Source organism: Nocardia sp. NPDC050412, from assembly GCF_044458825.1.
In the GTDB taxonomy this organism is placed as follows: Bacteria; Actinomycetota; Actinomycetes; order Mycobacteriales; family Mycobacteriaceae; genus Nocardia.
The window spans coordinates 84160-101772 of sequence record NZ_JBITIJ010000017.1 but is presented as its reverse complement, the minus strand read 5'-3'; the positions used below and the strand labels follow the sequence as shown (position 1 = coordinate 101772).

15 protein-coding genes are annotated in these 17613 nt (G+C 65.9%); 12 read left to right on the top strand and 3 right to left on the bottom strand.

Features of this window, described 5'->3' with window-relative positions; genetic code table 11:
- Position 1: 1 nt before the first annotated feature.
- On the bottom strand, positions 2–922 hold the full coding sequence (locus ACIBI6_RS34520) for an NAD(P)H nitroreductase (RefSeq protein ID WP_396959170.1): 921 nt from the start codon (positions 920–922) through the stop codon (positions 2–4).
- Positions 923–1169: 247 nt separating this feature from the next.
- Here ACIBI6_RS34520 and ACIBI6_RS34515 point away from each other — a divergent pair, with 247 nt between their 5' ends.
- From ACIBI6_RS34515 to ACIBI6_RS34505, 3 genes are all read left to right on the top strand, one after another.
- The gene (locus ACIBI6_RS34515; RefSeq protein ID WP_364348381.1) at positions 1170–1934 is read left to right on the top strand and encodes an SDR family oxidoreductase; all 765 of its coding nucleotides are present in this window, start codon (positions 1170–1172) and stop codon (positions 1932–1934) included.
- A 120-nt stretch (positions 1935–2054) separates the two neighbouring features.
- The gene (locus tag ACIBI6_RS34510; RefSeq protein WP_364348384.1) at positions 2055–3782 is read left to right on the top strand and encodes a GAF domain-containing sensor histidine kinase; all 1728 of its coding nucleotides are present in this window, start codon (positions 2055–2057) and stop codon (positions 3780–3782) included.
- A gap of 202 nt (positions 3783–3984) precedes the next feature.
- The gene (locus ACIBI6_RS34505) at positions 3985–4773 is read left to right on the top strand and encodes a universal stress protein (protein ID WP_364348387.1); all 789 of its coding nucleotides are present in this window, start codon (positions 3985–3987) and stop codon (positions 4771–4773) included.
- Here ACIBI6_RS34505 and ACIBI6_RS34500 read toward each other — a convergent pair.
- Positions 4767–6605 (bottom strand): long-chain fatty acid--CoA ligase, encoded by a 1839-nt coding sequence (locus tag ACIBI6_RS34500; RefSeq protein WP_364348390.1) that lies wholly within the window; start codon positions 6603–6605, stop codon positions 4767–4769. The genes ACIBI6_RS34505 and ACIBI6_RS34500 overlap by 7 nt on opposite strands.
- 547 nt (positions 6606–7152) lie before the next feature.
- Between ACIBI6_RS34500 and ACIBI6_RS34495 the strand changes: the two genes are divergently transcribed.
- The 9 genes from ACIBI6_RS34495 (at position 7153) to ACIBI6_RS34455 (ending at position 16669) form a co-directional block, all read left to right on the top strand.
- Positions 7153–8550: a wax ester/triacylglycerol synthase domain-containing protein gene (locus tag ACIBI6_RS34495; protein WP_396959075.1), complete on the top strand. Its 1398-nt coding sequence runs from the start codon at positions 7153–7155 to the stop codon at positions 8548–8550.
- Between the two features lie 395 nt (positions 8551–8945).
- Positions 8946–10067 (top strand): 4Fe-4S dicluster domain-containing protein, encoded by a 1122-nt coding sequence (locus ACIBI6_RS34490; protein WP_396959073.1) that lies wholly within the window; start codon positions 8946–8948, stop codon positions 10065–10067.
- The gene (locus ACIBI6_RS34485) at positions 10054–10566 is read left to right on the top strand and encodes a cyclic nucleotide-binding domain-containing protein (RefSeq protein ID WP_364348400.1); all 513 of its coding nucleotides are present in this window, start codon (positions 10054–10056) and stop codon (positions 10564–10566) included. Before ACIBI6_RS34490 ends, ACIBI6_RS34485 begins: the two co-directional genes overlap by 14 nt.
- Positions 10563–11438 carry an FAD/NAD(P)-binding protein gene (locus tag ACIBI6_RS34480; RefSeq protein ID WP_396959070.1) on the top strand — a complete coding sequence of 292 codons (876 nt, stop codon included), beginning with the start codon at positions 10563–10565 and terminating at the stop codon, positions 11436–11438. The genes ACIBI6_RS34485 and ACIBI6_RS34480 overlap by 4 nt, the downstream gene beginning before the upstream one ends.
- Positions 11438–12226: an oxidoreductase gene (locus tag ACIBI6_RS34475; protein WP_396959068.1), complete on the top strand. Its 789-nt coding sequence runs from the start codon at positions 11438–11440 to the stop codon at positions 12224–12226. Before ACIBI6_RS34480 ends, ACIBI6_RS34475 begins: the two co-directional genes overlap by 1 nt.
- Positions 12210–13502, top strand: coding sequence for a Ni/Fe hydrogenase subunit alpha (locus ACIBI6_RS34470; RefSeq protein ID WP_364348406.1), 1293 nt, complete (start codon positions 12210–12212; stop codon positions 13500–13502). Before ACIBI6_RS34475 ends, ACIBI6_RS34470 begins: the two co-directional genes overlap by 17 nt.
- The gene (locus tag ACIBI6_RS34465; protein ID WP_396959066.1) at positions 13499–13972 is read left to right on the top strand and encodes a hydrogenase maturation protease; all 474 of its coding nucleotides are present in this window, start codon (positions 13499–13501) and stop codon (positions 13970–13972) included. Before ACIBI6_RS34470 ends, ACIBI6_RS34465 begins: the two co-directional genes overlap by 4 nt.
- A 260-nt stretch (positions 13973–14232) precedes the next feature.
- Positions 14233–15141 (top strand): universal stress protein, encoded by a 909-nt coding sequence (locus tag ACIBI6_RS34460; protein WP_396959064.1) that lies wholly within the window; start codon positions 14233–14235, stop codon positions 15139–15141.
- 166 nt (positions 15142–15307) lie between these two features.
- A complete protein-coding gene (locus ACIBI6_RS34455; RefSeq protein WP_364348415.1) occupies positions 15308–16669 on the top strand; it encodes an Acg family FMN-binding oxidoreductase in 1362 nt (453 codons plus the stop codon).
- Positions 16670–16815: 146 nt separating this feature from the next.
- Here the strand turns inward: ACIBI6_RS34455 and ACIBI6_RS34450 are convergent, their stop codons facing one another.
- Positions 16816–17610 carry an ABC transporter permease gene (locus ACIBI6_RS34450; RefSeq protein ID WP_396959062.1) on the bottom strand — a complete coding sequence of 265 codons (795 nt, stop codon included), beginning with the start codon at positions 17608–17610 and terminating at the stop codon, positions 16816–16818.
- Positions 17611–17613 lie beyond the last annotated feature (3 nt).

Sequence of the window (17613 nt, the reverse complement as noted above, 5' to 3'; positions counted from 1 at the left end):
GTCAGCAGGCGGTCGCCTCGGCGACCCCTACCGTCGATGGAGCCAACACATCCTCGACCGCCCGACGAGGTGTGCGGGGTAACTGTCCATCGCTCGTCGGTGCCCAGCCGACTCTGATCACGGCTTGGGGGTAGCCGTAATTGTTCAGGACGCCGGCACGGACACGGTCCCGCAGTGTCGGTGTCTCGAGCGGTTCGGTCAGCAGACAGGTGGCCAACCCGACATTCGTCGCGGTCAGCAGCACCGCGCTCAACGCCTCGCCCGCGCACAATCGCGAGAGCAGATCGTCGGCGGAGGTGCCGACTACGAGCAGCTCGGCAAAGTCGCATTCGTGTGCGGGCACCGCGGCCGTGGCCGGTCCGTCACGCCATTCCGGCGGCTCGAACCGGTATTCTGGCTCTCCGGCGTGCTGCTCCGCCGCGGCCCGCATCGCTTCGACCACGTAGTCGCGCGACCGGTCGGTCACCTGCCGCACGGTCGCCCCCAGGATCGCCGCGCGCTCGGTGACCAATCCGAGGTACCCGGGCGGCACCGGCCTCTCAGTGAAGAGCCTGCGATCGGTTCGTCTGCGGGTGATGGCGGCGCTCAACTCGATTTCATTCGGGGTTCGCCGATGGCGCACCGGTTCGATCGATGCCAGATGGTTCGGTTGCGCCGGATTCGGCAGCCGTCGCACCACTGCTGACCAGCCGAGCGCGGCGAACGCGACGCGCAGATGATGCAGCGCGGCACCACAGCTCAAGACGAGATCGCGTTGGTCGAGGTCGGGAGGGGGCAAAGCCCGGGTCGGATCCAGATACAGGTGGACGCTGCGGTCCGCGATCCGCCATCGCCATGGTTGGGTGTTGTGTACCGACGGCGCCCGCACCGCGAGCGCTAGTGCAACCCGCACGCTGTGATCATCGGGCAGTCCGTGGTCCATCGTCATCCTTTCTTTCCTCCCAATTCACGCTCTCACCGCGGGGATACCGCAGGTAGGGCAAGACGCCCCATCCTGGCGGGACTTCCAGGACGCCAGCTACGGTCGGCCGCCGGCAACGGGAGTGCGCAGACGGTCCAGAAGTCCCGTCACATCAATGACCTTCGGCCATCACGCTGGGGCGCCTGTTGCGAAATCCTGAGTACATCAGCAGGAACCGCTGCGCGTCAGCGATAAGGAGGTGGGCACCATGCCCGATTTCCATGGCCGAAGCGCCGTCGTCACCGGCGGGGCGCACGGCATCGGCGCGGTCATCGCGCAAACGCTCGTCAAATCCGGCCTGCGCGTCGTGGTGGCCGACCTCCTCGACACCGAGGGCACCGCGACGGCCGAATCCCTAGGTCCGACAGTGATGTTCCGGCACCTCGATGTCACCGACGAACATGGTTGGCGGCGGGTACTCGACGACGCCGAAGCGGACTTCGGACCACTGGCCGTTGTGGTGAACAATGCGGGCATCATCGACTTCGGCGGTATCGAGTCCGAATCCCCCGCGATGTTCCGGCACGTCGTCGATGTGAACCTGTTCGGCGCCTGGCTCGGTATGCATCTGGCGGCCCCGCGGCTGCGCGCGAATGGCGGAGGTGTCATTGTCAACATTTCCTCGACCGCGGGTCTGATGGGCTATTCCGGGATCGCCGGTTACGTTGCCAGCAAATGGGGCCTGCGCGGGTTGACCAAGGCCGCCGCACTCGAACTCGGCGACGCCGGTATCCGGGTCTGCTCGGTGCACCCTGGACCGATCCACACTCCGATGACAGCCGGCTTCGATACCAGTATTGCTGCGGCCCAGCCGCTTCCGCGTTTCGGCGAGCCAGAGGAGGTCGCGGCGATGGTGGGCTTCATCGTCAATGAGGCCACCTTCTCGACCGGATCGGAATTCGTCATCGACGGTGGCGCTACCGCAGGCATGACACTCGTCGAACCCGCTGAAGCGCACGGAACATGGCAGTGACCCCAGCCGCGTCCGCGCAGCTGCGCAAAAACACATCGGTGTCATGGGTGCTGCGCGGGGAGGTTTACACGGCGCCCCATGGGGTAGAGGTCATGCGAAAATGGGGGGATGGATGGCGGCATGTCCACCGGACCCGGCCAAACTCCGGTGACGGAGACCCTGGCCCAGCTGCGACTTCGTGAATTGCTCGGCGAAGTCCAGGACCGGATCGTCCAGATCGTCGGTGTCCGCGATCAGATGGATCGCCTGATCGAGGCGATGCTGGTGGTCACCGCCGGATTGGACCTGGACAACACGCTTCGCTCGATCGTGCACACCGCCATCGAGCTGGTCGACGCCGGATACGGCGCGCTCGGCGTACGAGAAACCGATAAGACCAGCAATGAGCTCTCCGAGTTCGTCTACGAGGGCATCGACGACCGCACCCGGGTCATGATCGGCGATCTGCCGCGCGGTCACGGTGTGCTCGGCTTGCTGATCGAGGAGCCCAAACCCCTTCGGTTGACCAACCTTTCGAGGCATCCCTCTTCGGTCGGCTTTCCCTCCCACCACCCACCGATGCACACCTTCCTCGGCGTACCGGTGAAGGTCCACGACGAAGTCTTCGGCAACCTGTATTTGACTGAGAAGGCCGGTGGCCAGGAGTTCACCGAGGACGACGAGGTCGTGGTGCAGGCACTCGCCGCTGCGGCGGGCATCGCCATCGCCAACGCCCGCCTCTACGAGCAGTCCCAGACCCGCCAGCAATGGCTGGAAGCCAACCACGATGTGGCCACCGAGCTGCTCGCGGGCGGCGAACCGGGTACGGCACTCGAGCTGGTCGCCGAACGGGCGCTAGAACTCACCCAGTCGGCGTGCACCTTCCTCGCCCTGCCCGAGGACCCCGAAGTCCCGGTCGAGGATGTCACCGAACTGATGGTAGAGGCCGCCGCGGGCGTCGGCGCCGACGAACTGCTCGGCGAGCGCATCCCGATGGGTGAATCGAATTCCGGCGAAGCGTTCCGGTCCGGCCGGGTCGTCGCGGTCGACGAACTGCGCTTCCGGCCGGTCTTCTATGAACCATCGAAATTCGGGCCCGCGCTGATCCTGCCGCTACGCGCCGAGGATTCGGTCATCGGCGTGCTCGTCACCGTGCAACCGGCGGGTGCGCAACAATTGGACGAGGCTGGGAAGTCGATGATGGCCGCCTTCTCCGATCAAGCCGCACTCGCCTTGCGGCAGGCGACTATCCAGCGGCGGATGCGCGAACTCGATGTGCTCTCCGACCGCGACCGGATCGCGCGCGACCTGCACGACCATGTCATTCAGCGCCTGTTCGCGGTCGGTCTCTCACTACAGGGCACAGCGCAGCGGGCCCGCGCACCAGAGGTCAAATCCCGGCTCATCGACACCATCGCCGACATCCAGTCGATCGTCCAAGACATCCGGGAATCGATCTTCGACCTGCACAGCAGCACCACCGCGGGCGCCCCGACGCTGCGCAAACAACTGCACGCGATCATTGCCGACATGGTCGGCGAAAGCGGGCTGCGCACCACAATTCGACTCGTCGGCCCGGTCTCGGTGCTGGCGCCGCCACTATCTGAAGACGTCGAGGCAGTACTGCGCGAAGCAGTCAGCAACGCGGTGCGGCACGCGCAGGCCACGACGGTGACGGTCCATCTGCGTGTAGGCGATGACGTCACTATCGAGGTGACCGACGACGGTATCGGCCTGCCCGACGATGTCGCGCGATTGAGCGGATTTGCGAATCTGGCGACGCGCGCCGAACAAGCGGGCGGCAGCTTCCGCGTTGCGAACGGTCTCGGCGGAGGCACGGTGCTGCGCTGGTCCGCGCCGCTGCCCTGAGTTCTACCGGTACAGCACGCACGCTCGCACCTGGCGATGGCACGCGCATGTCCACCATGCAGGGCCTCGTGCATGCCGAATCAGCTACGACAGGAGCGGCCTTTGTGCTCTGCGGTTCGGGACCAACGCCAGGCGTGCCGGACCATCTCGGATTCCGAATCTTCGGGTAGCAGATTTTTCGGAATCCGAAGGGACACTGCCCATGACCGCCCAGCATTACGATGATCGACACCGACTGGCGTCGGCCGAAATTGTGGTCGGCATCGACGGCTCCGAAGCCGCCGATCTCGCCGTCCGAGGGGCCGCCGAGACGGCGTCGGGGCCGCGGCCTGCGGATCGTGCACGGCCTGGACTCGCTGCCGCCGAGGCCGTCTATGGGATCTATGACGTGATCATGCCCCCGGTGATCGATGCGATCCGCCGCGAAGGTGCAGACTTGGTCCGTACCGCGCGTCGGCTGGCTCACCAAGTGGATCCGACGCTGACCGTGGAAACCGAAGTCTCCGAAGCCAATCCGGCACGCCTGCTGATCGAGCTGTCCGAAACCGCGCATCTGGTCGCGATCGGCGCTCAGGGCGCAGGCGGCACCCTGAGCCATCTCGGGTCGACACTGCTCGCCGTCGCCAGCCATGGCCGCGGCCCGATCGTGGTGGTCCGTGACACCGGCACCGAACAACAGGCCCGGCGCATCGGCCCGGTTGTGCTCGGCGCCGACGCCAGACCGGTCAGCTCGGCTGCGGTGGCGGCCGCATTCGCCGAAGCCAGCGAGTGCAACGCCCAACTCGTCGCCGTGCATGCCTGGAGCGATCTGTATTACGACCGCTTCGCCGGACTCCCCTACACAATCACCGACCACGACGCCGAGACCGCCGGACAGGCGATCCTCGCCGAGCAGCTCGCGGGCTGGCAGGAGAAGTACCCGGACGTTCAGGTCATCCGCAAGGTGTACCTGTCGGGCCCGCGCCGGGCACTGCTCGATCGACTTCAGTGATAGAGGGTGTCGATGCTGTCGGCAAGGTTCTCGACGACTATCTTGCGGCGAAGTTTCATACTCGGTGTGAGATCACCAGCCTCCACGGACAGTTCGTGGTCGATGATGTCGAATTTCTTGACCTGTTCCCAGCGATCGAGTTGGGTGTTCAGTTGGTCGATATAGGCGGCGATGACGTCATGGGTCTTCTTGTGCCGAGCGATTTCGGCGAGCGGTCTGTCGGCTAGGTCGTGCTTGCCGGCCCATTCGGTGATGGCCTGGGCGTCGAGGCCGACCAATGCGACGCAATAGGGTCGTGTCTCTCCGTAGACGATGAATTCCGCTGCGTATGGACACATTCCCTTGAATGTGGCGGCAATCGCGGAGGGCGCGACGTATTTGCCTTGCGAGGTCTTGAACAAGTCTTTCTTGCGGTCGGTGATGTGCAGGAACCCGTCTGCGTCGATCTCGCCGATGTCGCCGGTGCGGAACCAGCCGTCCGCGTCGAAAGCTTCGTCGGTGGCGTCGGGGCGGTCGTGATAGCCGCTCATCACACCCGGGCTTTTGATCAGGATCTCACCGTCTTCGGCGATCTTGACCTCGGTGCCAGGGAACGGTTTGCCTACAGTTCCGAACCGGTATGCACCTGGGCGGTTGATGAACGAGGCGGCGGCGGTCTCGGTCAGGCCGTAGCCTTCGAGCACGATGATGCCGATCGCGTCGAACCATTGCGCGACATCACGGTCCAAGGGGGCCGATGCCGAAACGAAGTACCGCAGCCGACCACCGAAGTGTTCACGGACTTTGGAAAGCACCAGCCTGTCGGCAACTTTGTGCTGCAGTGAAACGAGAGGCGACGGTTTCTCGCCAGCCTGCCTGGCACGCGAGACCTTCAGGCCGACCCCGATCGCCCAGTCGAAGAGCTTCTTCTCGAGCCCGCGTTCTTCGGCCATCGTGCCCTCGATCCGGGCATGCGCCTTTTCGAAGATGCGCGGGGCGGCCGCCACGATAGTGGGGTGCAGTACCGCCATGTTGTCCACGATCTTGTCCACCCGGCCGTCGATCGCGGTGGGAAAGCCGATCAGTGGCGACAGCGCCAACATCACCTTGCCGAACGCGTGGGACAGCGGCAGCCACAGAAAGTTCAGATCGTCGGAGCTGAGAACGTTCACGGCGTCGATCGCTGCGGCGCTGTAGGTCCATGCCGAATGCGGCAGCCGAACCCCCTTCGGGGTGCCCGTCGTCCCGGAGGTGTACATGATGCTGCCCAGATGCGTGGGCCGGATCCCGCGGATGCGGTCGGCGACCGCGTCGGGGGATTCGGCGAGCAGTCCGCGTCCGCGCTTTTCGAGGTCGTCGAGAGTGATGACCCAGTTTCCGTCGCCCTCGCCATCGACGATCACTACCCGTTGCACGTCGGGCAGTTCGACGCGGTGTTCGATCAGTTTGTCGACCTGGGTCTGATCCTCGGCAATCACGATACGGCTGCCCGAGTTGGCGACGATGAACGCGACGCCGGTGGCGTTGGTCGTGGGGTACACGGTGGTGGTGGCCGCACCGGCGCACATCACGGCGAAGTCGGCGAGCACCCATTCATAGCGTGTGGACGATACGAGCGCGACCCGGTCTTCGGCCTGCATTCCCAGTGCGATCAATCCGGCGGCGAGGATATTGACGCGGTCGCCGAACTGCTTCCAGGACACGCTGGTCCAGCCCTTGCCGTCAGGAAATCGGAACGCCTCCGCGTCTGGAGTCGCGGTGATTCGGTCGACCAGCATCTGGGCGACCGAGGACGCCCGGTCCTCGATCTTGCTGAGATCGGAAAGTTCCTCGGATTCCCGGAGGAACGTCATCATTCGATTCTACCGAGTCCCAGGCCGAGGTCTGTCCAAAGCGGGACAGAAACCTGCAGACCCGCGTCGGCGGGCCCCGGGCCTGAGTGCATAGTCGCGCGTTGACCGAGGGGTACGGCGAAACTGCGTAACCCCGGACCATCGGTGGTTCCCGACCCGCCAGCGGCCCAGGGAGAGGACAAAGGGCCTCGACATAAAGGTCTTCGTGATCGGTTGTCTTCGGTCGGGACCGAGCAGGCTTATTGATACAGATACCGCCGAGCGCGCCGTCCTTGGGCCTGCGACATCGAGCGCATGCTGCTCGGCGTGGGACACGATATCCGGTGGTCGCCAAGTGTTTCTGCCTACATCGCGTTCAGCGTCGAGTTATCGGAACGGATGTGCGGCGATGCCTTGGCATCGCGTGCGGCGATCGACGGTTCTGGAAGACAAGATCCGCGCGACCGCCTCGGCGGAACCGACCCGGACCGTGGAGGTCTGGGGAAGCACAAGCGAAGCGGTACGGCGAAGACGAAGGCAGCAGGCTATGGGCCCCCGCGAATCCCACATGTCGCAATCGGACCTGTTCTCATGGAACATGGAGCGCGATCCGGTCCTGCGTTCGACCATCGTCGCGGTTCTGATCCTCGATACCGATCCGGACTGGGATCGCCTGGTGCAGACGATCGATCGCGGCACCCGCCTCGTGCCGAGGTTGCGGCATCGGCTGATCACCGTGCCGTTCGGTCTCGCTCCGCCCAGGTGGGCCCTCGATCCGGGCTTCGACCTGTCCTGGCACCTGCGACGGGTTGCGCTGCCTGAACCGGCGACTATGTCCGCGGTACTCGAATTCGCGCGCACCGAGGCGATGACCGCCTTCGATCCGGCTCGTCCACTGTGGCGCTCGACGTTGCTCAGCGGTTTGTCGGATGGGGGATGCGCGCTGGTGATGACAGTGCACCACAGCCTCACCGATGGTATCGGCGGCATTCAGATCGCCACCGCGCTACTCGATTTCGATCGTGCTGGCACCGATCGCGGCAATTCGCCCGAGCTGCCGCACGACAGTGACGGCGCACTGCGCGATATCGTGGCATGGAATTGGTCGGTCGGCTCAGATCTCCTTCGCGGCGGTATCAGCGCGACGCCACAAACCGCGTGGCGAGCTCTCACTCATCCCGCGCGGGCGCTACGCGACAGCGCCGCGTTCGCGACCTCGCTGGTCCGTCTGGCCAAGCCTGTTACCGCGACGCTGTCGCCAGTGATGATCGAACGCAGTCTCGGTCGCCGACTGGCGGTGCTCGATGCACCCGTCGAGCAAATACGCCGCGCCGCGCGTGCCGTGGGCTGCACGATGAACGATGCCTTCTTGACCGCTGTGGTCATCGGACTGCGCATGTATCACGAGCAGCACGGGGCGACGGTCGACCATCTGCGGCTGACCATGCCGATCAGTCTCCGAACGGCCGATGATCCACTCGGCGGCAACCGGATCACGCTCGCACGTTTCGCGTTGCCGGTCGACATCGCCGAGACCGCAGATTTGATGCGCGCCGTGGACGTCGCGGTCGACCGTTGGCGCCGCGAGCCGGCCATACCGCTATCAGGTGCTGTCGCGGCGGCGTTCAACCGGTTGCCGGTCGGAGTGGTCACCGAGATGCTCAAGCATGTCGACTTTGTCGCCTCCAACGTCCCCGGTTCCCCGGTGCCCCTCTATATCGCCGGTGCGCGCATAGACGCTATGTACGCTTTCGGCCCCACCATCGGCACGGCGGTCAACGTGACAATGACCTCGCATACCGGAACCTGCTACGTCGCGATCAACGCGGACACCGCCGCGATCCCCGACCTCGCGACCCTGACCGAATGCCTCGCCGCAGGCTTCGCTACCGTGCTCCGTCTCGGCGGCGAGTGCGCACCGCAAGCCGACGCCACTGCCGAAGCATCTCGATCGACACCGGTCTGATCCGGAGCGATCGAACCACGAGCGTATCGAGCAAGTGGACGGAATCTCCTGGGTACCGACGAAAGACTCTGGCAGCATGGGAAATCCGGGCCCAACGTGTGGCGGTGCGAGAGTTACCTGCCCACGGAGCAGCGACCCTCATCGGCCTGTGGGGCATCGCCCACCAAGGTGGGGTCGACCTGTCCGCGGCCCTGCTGGTTGCCGTCAGCCCGCCTGAGGGTGGGACCCTCTTGCCCCTCAGGCAGCAGCCCGTTGACCGAGGGAACGTCGCGAGCGCAGCGGCCGTCACGCTCGGGGCATCGGTCGCCGTGAGTGGTGACCTTCGGCCCTCGTCGCACAGGTATCCGCTCACAAGACTCGACATCGTACGAATACTGCGATCGGCAGGGGGCCTCATGAAGCCTGGCGACACCATAGTGATCGACCGCGCCGGCCTGGACCGCCTCGTAGAAGTCCTGCGCGAGGCGGAGTATCGCGTCATCGGTCCGCAGGAGCGCGACGGTGCGATCGTGCTGGACGACCTCACGTCCGGAGCGCAACTGCCCGCCGGGTGGAGCGTGGATACCTCGCCCGGACGGTATCGGCTGCGTCGCCGCGATGATGCGGCTGTCTTCGCGCATTCGGCCGGGCCCGGCTCGTGGAAGCAGTTCCTGCATCCGCCACACCGCAAGGTGTGGGAGATGGGACCTGACCTGATCGAGCAACGCGCCGAAGACTCCGCGCAACGGTTTGCGTTTCTCGGTGTGCGTGGGTGTGATCTCGCCGCGATCGCGATCCTGGGCCGCGTACTCGGCGGTGGGACATATCCCGACACCGGATACACCGGTCGCAACGCGGGCCTGTTCGTGGTCGCGGTGAACTGCACCGAGCCGGGAGGCGTGTGCTTCTGTGTCTCGATGGGCACAGGACCCGGCGTCTCCAAAGGATATGACCTCGCGCTCACCGAAACGATCGACGACGCCGGGCATCGCTTCCTGGTCGATGTCGGCAGCGAGACCGGAGCGGATGTGCTCGCGCACCTCGCCACGCGTCCCGCCGAAACCACTGACCTCACCACTGCCCGGACGGCGGTCGACGCTGCGGCCGGACGGATGGGACGGTCGATGCCGGACGCCGACCTGCCTACTGTGCTTCGCGAATCCCACGAGTCGCCGCAGTGGCAGGACGTGGCATCTCGGTGCCTCACATGTGGCAACTGCACGATGGTGTGCCCTACCTGTTTCTGCACCTCCGCCGAGGACGTCACCGATCTGACCGGCGACCACGCCGAACGCTGGGAACGCTGGGTGTCCTGCTTCGAACTGGATTACTCCTACCAGCACGGCGGCAGTGTCCGGCAGTCCGGCGAGAGCCGGTACCGGCAGTGGCTCACCCACAAGCTCGGCACCTGGCACGACCAGTTCGGCAGTTCCGGCTGCGTCGGCTGCGGACGCTGCATCGCTTGGTGCCCGGCCGGGATCGATATCACCGCCGAAATGACCGCGCTCGCCGAAGGGGGTGCCAGTGACCGCAGTTGACGAACTATCGCAGTTCGCTCAGCTGGCGTCACTGACCGACGCGGAACTCGCCGTACTCGCCGACGCCGGTCGCGACGTCAGCTTCCCGGCCGGGCGGCAGCTGATCACCGAGGGGCAATCGGCCGACCGGTGCTGGCTGATCCGCGACGGCCTGGTCAGGCTCGACGCGCACGTCCCGGGCCGCGGCGATATCGTCGTCCAAACGCTGGGCAGCGGAGACCTGCTGGGCTGGTCGTGGCTGATGCCGCCATACCGCTGGCATTTCGGTGCACACACGATCGAACCGGTACTCGCGATCGAATTCGATTCCGCTCGACTAACCGAGCTCGCCGACCTGGACCCGGTATTCGGCCGTGCCCTGAACCGCATGCTGCTCGAAGTGGTGCTGGAACGCCTGCAGGCCACCCGGGCACGGCTGCTCGATCTGTACCGAAATCCTGGCGACACCTCCACACCCTCACCGCTGAGCGGCATCGGCGACCGAGGAAACAGTCGATGAGCCGCCCCGGCGCGACGACGAGCGCCACCATCGCACGGGGTACACCGGCACCGGGCGACACCATGCTGCCCTACCGGGTCGTCGGCCGAATCCCACACAACCGCGACACCGTGACCCTCATGCTCGAACCGGTTCACCAGGCAGCGCAACGGTTTCGGGCCGGGCAGTTCATGATGCTCTACAGCTTCGGGGTCGGCGAGATCGCCATATCGATCAGCGGCAACCCGGCCGCCGACGACGACGTCCTCGAACACACGATCCGCGCCGTCGGCGCGATCAGCCGCGCGTTACACGACACGATGGTTGGTGGGTTGATCGGCGTGCGCGGGCCGTTCGGCAGCGGCTGGGACCCCGAATCCGCACGCGGGCGCGATCTTGTGATCGTCGGCGGCGGCGTCGGACTGGCGCCGCTGCGGCCGGTCGTACTCACTGCGCTCGCGGCTCGCGACCACTACCGGCGGATGGTGCTGATCACCGGTGCCCGGACCCCGACCGACATCCTGTTCCGAAACGACCAACAGCAGTGGGCCGCGAGCGATGACGTCGAATTACAGCAAACTGTCGATCATCCGGCAGCGGGCTGGACCGGCACGGTCGGCTTCGTCACCGAACCATTGACCAGGCTCACGCTGGATACCGGTCGCACAACAGCGTTCCTGTGCGGTCCGGAACCGATGATGCGATTCTGCGCACAAACCTTGCTGCGCAAGGGGATCGCCGCAACCGACATCCGGATCGCGCTCGAACGCAACATGCAGTGCGGCGCCGCCCGCTGCGGGCACTGCCAACTCGGACCGCTGCTGCTGTGCCGCGACGGCCCGGTCGTCGACTACGCGACAGCCCAACCGCTGCTATCGATTCGGGAGCTGTGATGAACACTTCCCAGACGAAGACCCCGACCTTGGCGGTGTGGAAGTTCACCTCCTGCGACGGCTGCCAGCTGACCCTGCTCGACTGCGAGGACGAGCTGCTGAGCCTGGCCGGACGCCTGCACATCGCACATTTCACCGAGGCGACCAGCACGGTCGAACCCGGACCTTACGACGTGTCGCTGGTCGAAGGATCGGTCACCACGCCGGAGGAACAGCGCCGCATCATCGAGATCCGGGCGCAGTCACGGATTCTCGTCACCATCGGTGCCTGCGCAACGCACGGCGGCATCCAAGCACTGCGCAACTTCGCCGACGTCACCGAGTTCACCTCCGTGGTGTATGCCAGCCCACAATACATTTCGACGCTGGCCACCTCGACACCGATCTCGGCACACGTGCTGGTGGATTTCGAGTTGCGCGGCTGCCCGATCGACCGTCGCCAACTGCTGGACACGCTGTGCGCCTTCCTCGCCGGGCGCAAACCCGACCTGCCGAACACCAGCGTCTGCACCGAGTGCAAGCGCCGCGGTACCACATGTGTGACCGTCGCACACGGCATTCCGTGTCTGGGCCCGGTCACCCACGCCGGGTGCGGTGCGCTGTGCCCGGCCTTTCATCGCGGCTGCTACGGCTGCTTCGGTCCGATGGCGTCTCCGAATATCCGTGCGCTGCTACCGATTCTGAGTGTCAATGGCATGTCCACCGACGATATCGACCGAGTGTTTCACACTGTCGCGGCGGCCGCCCCGGCCTTCGCGGACAGGAGATCCGATGAGTCATCGCACTAGGCAGTTGCGAGTCAGTTCGCTTGCACGTGTGGAGGGCGAAGGCGCGCTGCGGATCATCGTCGCCGACGGTGCCGTCGAACGGGCCGAACTGAACATCTACGAGCCGCCCCGCTTCTTCGAGGCGTTCCTGCGCGGCCGCGCCTACACCGAACCACCCGACATCACCTCCCGCATCTGCGGCATCTGCCCCGTCGCCTACCAGACCAGCGCCTGCAACGCACTCGAGCAGCTGTGCGGCGCCGAACTCGACCCACCCCTGGCGCGGCTGCGCCGCCTGTTGTACTGCGGAGAGTGGATCTCCAGCCATTCCTTACACATCTACCTGCTGCACCTACCCGATATCCTCGGCTACCCCGACGCCATTACCCTCGCCGCCGATCATCGTGAGCTCGTCGAACGGGGCCTGGCGGTGAAGAAGGCCGGCAACGCCGTGCTCGAACTGATCGGCGGACGGTCCATCCATCCGATCAACGTGCGGGTCGGCGGCTTCTACTCGGTTCCATCCCCTATCGATTTCGCGCCACTAGCCGAACAGCTGCGCCGCGCCCTCGATGACGCCGTGCATACCGCCCGCTACGCTGGCGGCCTGGAATTTCCGGACGTCGAGCTGAACTACGACCTGCTCGCCGCCTCCGACCCGCACCGGTATGCGATCGAATCCGGAGATATCCACAGCAGTACCGGGCTCACCTTCTCCGCTGCCGAATTCCCCGACCACGTCGCCGAAGCTCAGGTTCCGCACTCCACCGCCCTGCATGCGACCCTCGACGGCCGCCGCTACCTCACCGGACCGTTGGCCCGGTACACACTCAACTCCACCCGGTTGTCGCCGCTAGCCCGTCAGGTTGCCACCGAGATCGGACTGGGCGGTGAATGCCGAAACCCCTTCCGCAGCATCCTGGTTCGCGCCGTCGAGGTCGTCTATGCCATCGAGGAGGCGCTACGGCTGATCGAAGACTACGAAACACCCCCGAGCGCATTCGTTCCCGTCGCCCCTCGGGCGGCTACCGGCCACGGAGTGAGTGAAGCACCACGGGGTCTGTTGTATCACCGCTACGACGTCGACGGTGAGGGCATCATCCGCTCCGCCGACATCGTTCCACCCACCTCGCAGAACCAGGCCGCCATCGAAGACGACCTGCGTCGCGTCGTCACAGACCACCTCGACCTCGACGACGCGGCGCTCACCGCACTGTGCGAACGCACTATCCGCAACTACGACCCATGCATCTCGTGCTCGGCGCACTTCCTCGCACTCGATGTGGTGCGCCGGTGACCGGGCCGCAGGCCGTCGTTATCGGCGTCGGGAACGAGTTCCGTCGCGACGATGGGATCGGCCCGGCCGTGGCCCGAGACATCGAAGCGCTGGACCTGCCCGGTGTTCTCGTCGCCTTTTGCGACGGCGAACCGACCGGACTGCTCGATGCCTGGGACGGCGCCGAGCTCGCCGTCGTCGTGGACGCCGTCGAGTGTGAACCGTCCACTCCGGGCCGCGTCTGGTGTACAACTGTCGAGGCCCTGCGTGAACTCACCACCGCCACCAGCTCCCACGCCCTCGGCATCCCCGACGCGGTGCCTCTCGGCCGCGCGCTCGGCCGCCTCCCCCACGAGCTTGTCGTCATCGCCGTGGAAGCAGCGACCCTCGACCTCGGTGTCGGCCTGTCCGGCCCCGTCGCGGCAGCGCGCCCACGGGTGGTTCAGGCGACCTTGACCGAGCTGGCGCGCGCCGGGATCGCAACTGGATAGTCCTCAGCCGCGGGAGGCCCGGTGCAGCAAACCGAACCCTTCCCCGCTTCTTGCGACCGTCATGAATCGATGACCGGCGCCCCGTGTTCCAGTGCCCATGGAGACCTGAGTCCCGCGGCTGGACCACACAACCGTCACATGCTCTTGGTCATCGCGACCGATGACGTTCGGCACCTCACAGCCGAGTCGGTCGGGCGAGATGCTTTGTTCGACAGTCCGATACACACCGACGCGAACATCGCGATCTAGGGGGCAGCGGAATGAGACATGATGCGGATCGGCACCAGTTGGCCTCGGCTGCAGTGGTGGTGGGGACCGATGGGTCCGCGACTGCCGATGCCGCCGTCCGATGGGCGGCCGAAACGGCGGCTCGGAAGGGGCGGCACCTGCTGATCGTGCACGGCCTCGACCTCGCGGTTACTCGCGCGGTCCTCGGAAGCCACCTCACCAGGATGTCCTCGGTCATCGAGGCGATGCGCGGCCATGGCGATCACATCCTCGCCGAGGCCCGTGCTCTTGCGTGCGATATCGCTCCCGATCGCAGCGTGGCCACCGAACTCTACGAAGCAAACCCGGCGAAGTCGCTGATCGCGCTCTCGGAAAGCGCGCACCTCGTTGTCCTCGGTGCCACTAGGAGCGTCAGCTCGCTCGCGCACCTCGGATCGACGTTGCTCGCGGTGGCCGGGCACGGCCACGGCGCGATCGTGGTCGTGCGGGGCACCAGAGAACCGACGCATCGCGGCGGGCCGGTCGTGGTGGGCGCGGACGGCAGCTCGGTCGGTGAAGCCGCCCTTGGCGCGGCATTCGCCGAGGCGTCCGAGCGCAATGCCGAACTCGTCACCGTGCACACTTGGAGCGACCTGACTTTGGGCGAGTATGCCGGAAATTCATATCTCGAAATCCCCATCGTCGACCTCGAGATCGCCGAACACGCACTGCTGGCCGAGCGTCTCGCAGGTTGGCAGGAGAAATACCCTGACGTCACCGTGACCCGCAAGGTCTCCGTTACCGGGCCACGCGAACAGTTGGCGTACTGGTCGAAGTCCGCACAGTTGCTCGTCGTCGGCAGCCGTGGCCGCGGCGGATTCCGCGGTCTACTCCTCGGCTCGACCAGCAGCTGGCTCGTGCAGCATGCGGACTGTCCGGTCATGGTCGTGCACCCGAACTAGTTTCACACTCCAACATCAGCAAAGGTCATGATTCCGCGGTCGGGGTGACGGCGACGGTCGATCCGGCCCGACCGACCAACGGCATCCATCGGGGGCCTTCGGCACTGTGCGACTGCGGCCGCCGTGGCCGAAGCTGAGTCATACGCCCGCGCAGAGGAGTCATCCTGTGTCCACGGTTGTGACGGTCACCCTGAATCCGACCGTGGACGTCGCCTTCGAGGGGGACCGGCTGATCAGCGAGGGCGGGAACCGCGCGCGGCGATGCTCGGTGAGCCGCGGCGGAGGTGGGATCAATGTCGCCCGATGTGTGGGCAGGCTGGGCGGTTCGGCGGTCGCATTACATACCGCCGGGCGGGAGGTCGGCGCGCGGCTGGATCGGTTACTCGACGAAGAAGGGCTCGACCACCGGCGTATCGAGGTCGGCTCCGACACCCGGGACGCCAATGTTCCGGCCGGTGACGATGTGCCCTCGAGAACGGGCGCAAATCCCATATCGAACGATATGGCGACGGACGACACTCGCGGTATGACCGATAGCAACCCCTCTTCAGTCCCGTCCGCGCCGGACCATCCGACCGTGTTGGCGGCCATGCGGCTGGCCAGCCGGGCGCCGTCGGTGCACAACACCCAGCCGTGGCGCTGGGAGTTCGACGGCACTCGGCTGCATCTGCGCCGCGACAACGACCGGCTGCTGAGCGCGGCGGACCCGCTCGGCAGGCAGTTGGTGATCAGCTGCGGTGCGATGCTGCACCATGTGCGCACCGCGTTCGCCGCGCAGGGTTGGCACACCGACACCACACGCCTGCCTGATCCGGAGCAACCCGATTACCTCGCGGTCATCGACTTCCGCGGGTGGCCCGACCCACCGGACAGTGTGCTCGCTCGCGCTCGCGCCATCGATCGGCGGCACACCGACCGGTTGCCGATGCTGCCGCCGAGAGACTGGCCGCAGTTGGTGCACACCGCGCGCATGCTGGTGACATTCCATGATCTGGAGCTGTCCGTCCTCGACGACAGCGTCCGCTCCCGACTCGCGGCGGCATCTGAGCAGGCCACCGCGATGCGTCGATACGATATGGAGTACCAGTCCGAATTGCGTTGGTGGGTTGGACATTCCAGCGGTCCGGAGGGCATTCCGCGCAACGCGCTGGTCTCCGATGCCGAATCCGCCCGCGTCAGTGTAGGACGCAAATACCCGTCCGCGCCGCATTCGGCCCGCCGCGACACGCTGGAGGACCAGTCGCGACTGCTGATGCTCAGCTCGATCACCGATTCCCAAATCGACTGGCTGTACACCGGCGAGGCGCTGTCCGCCCTACTACTCGAGTGCACCGCCGCCAAATTGGCGACCTGCGCACTGACCCATATCACCGAATTACCCACCGGCCGAAAGGCCCTCGCGAGCCTGCTCCCCCATCCAGGCGTGCCGCAAGTCGTGATCCGCATCGGCACAGCGCCCGACGACGAGGCCGAGACCCCGCCGACGCCGCGACGCCCCCTCGCTGACATCCTCACCATGCGCCACTGAGCCGCACCGCCCGCTCACCGATATCCTCACGACGTAACACCAGTAGGCCGAGACAACACCTGCCGCACGCGGCTGTGGCTGCGGCCCCCCAGCCGCAGCCCGTCCCAAATCAAACCTGCAGGCCCGAATTCCGCCACGGCGATGGATCACACTCCCGCGATGTCGCGGCGGTCGAAGACCGGCAGGGCGGCCACCAGAGCCACCGCACCCGCCAGCACCAGCCAGCCATATGCCGCAGGCAGCCCAGCACCGAGTGGCCCGCCCTCGATCGCCTGATGGAACGGCGACGCCGGTCCCCATGGCCGCACGGCCTCGACCAGTTTGCTCGCGACGTAGAGCACATACGCGCCGACCGCGAACACCGCCGTGACGGCAAGTGCCACAGACCGTTTACCGGTGGCAGCGCCGACAGCCACTGCGAGCCAGCCGAATTCGATGCCGAGCAGCACCATCGACAATGCTCCGGTCAGCGCGGCGCCGATTGCGATGTCCAAGCCGAAGATCGCCGAACACACCACGATCGCACCGAACAGCACAGCGCCCAGCGTGAACACGGCGGTCGCGAGCACGGCCGCCTGTTCGAGCGCCAAGCGCACGGGCGAGACCCTGGTCACCAAGAGCACCTCGAGTGTGCCGAGTTCCTCTTCGCCCGCGATCGCCCGCGCGCCACGGCCGATCGCGAAGACCAGGAATAGGATCGGCAGCAACATACTGAACAGTTCCGCGTTCAGGAAGCCGGTCCCGGTGCCGAAGGTGTCCAGATTGAACAGCTTGCGCAGCGGCTCGGGATAGTTCTGCAGAAACTCGCGCATGCCGGCCATATCCGAGATCGACGGCCACAACGCGCTTTCCATCAGCACGAGCGCCACGATCCCGATGCTCCAGCCGAGCAGCCCGCGCCGCTGATCACGCAGACTCTTCTGATAGACGTCGCGCAGCATGGT

Bases quoted from the DNA above. Each gene is read 5' to 3' on its own strand.
- ACIBI6_RS34520 (WP_396959170.1), bottom strand. From the start codon at position 922: ATGGACCACGGACTGCCCGATGATCACAGCGTGCGGGTTGCACTAGCG.
- ACIBI6_RS34515 (WP_364348381.1), top strand. From the start codon at position 1,170: ATGCCCGATTTCCATGGCCGAAGCGCCGTCGTCACCGGCGGGGCGCAC.
- ACIBI6_RS34510 (WP_364348384.1), top strand. From the start codon at position 2,055: ATGTCCACCGGACCCGGCCAAACTCCGGTGACGGAGACCCTGGCCCAG.
- ACIBI6_RS34505 (WP_364348387.1), top strand. From the start codon at position 3,985: ATGACCGCCCAGCATTACGATGATCGACACCGACTGGCGTCGGCCGAA.
- ACIBI6_RS34500 (WP_364348390.1), bottom strand. From the start codon at position 6,605: ATGACGTTCCTCCGGGAATCCGAGGAACTTTCCGATCTCAGCAAGATC.
- ACIBI6_RS34495 (WP_396959075.1), top strand. From the start codon at position 7,153: ATGTCGCAATCGGACCTGTTCTCATGGAACATGGAGCGCGATCCGGTC.
- ACIBI6_RS34490 (WP_396959073.1), top strand. From the start codon at position 8,946: ATGAAGCCTGGCGACACCATAGTGATCGACCGCGCCGGCCTGGACCGC.
- ACIBI6_RS34480 (WP_396959070.1), top strand. From the start codon at position 10,563: ATGAGCCGCCCCGGCGCGACGACGAGCGCCACCATCGCACGGGGTACA.
- ACIBI6_RS34475 (WP_396959068.1), top strand. From the start codon at position 11,438: ATGAACACTTCCCAGACGAAGACCCCGACCTTGGCGGTGTGGAAGTTC.
- ACIBI6_RS34470 (WP_364348406.1), top strand. From the start codon at position 12,210: ATGAGTCATCGCACTAGGCAGTTGCGAGTCAGTTCGCTTGCACGTGTG.
- ACIBI6_RS34460 (WP_396959064.1), top strand. From the start codon at position 14,233: ATGAGACATGATGCGGATCGGCACCAGTTGGCCTCGGCTGCAGTGGTG.
- ACIBI6_RS34450 (WP_396959062.1), bottom strand. From the start codon at position 17,610: ATGCTGCGCGACGTCTATCAGAAGAGTCTGCGTGATCAGCGGCGCGGG.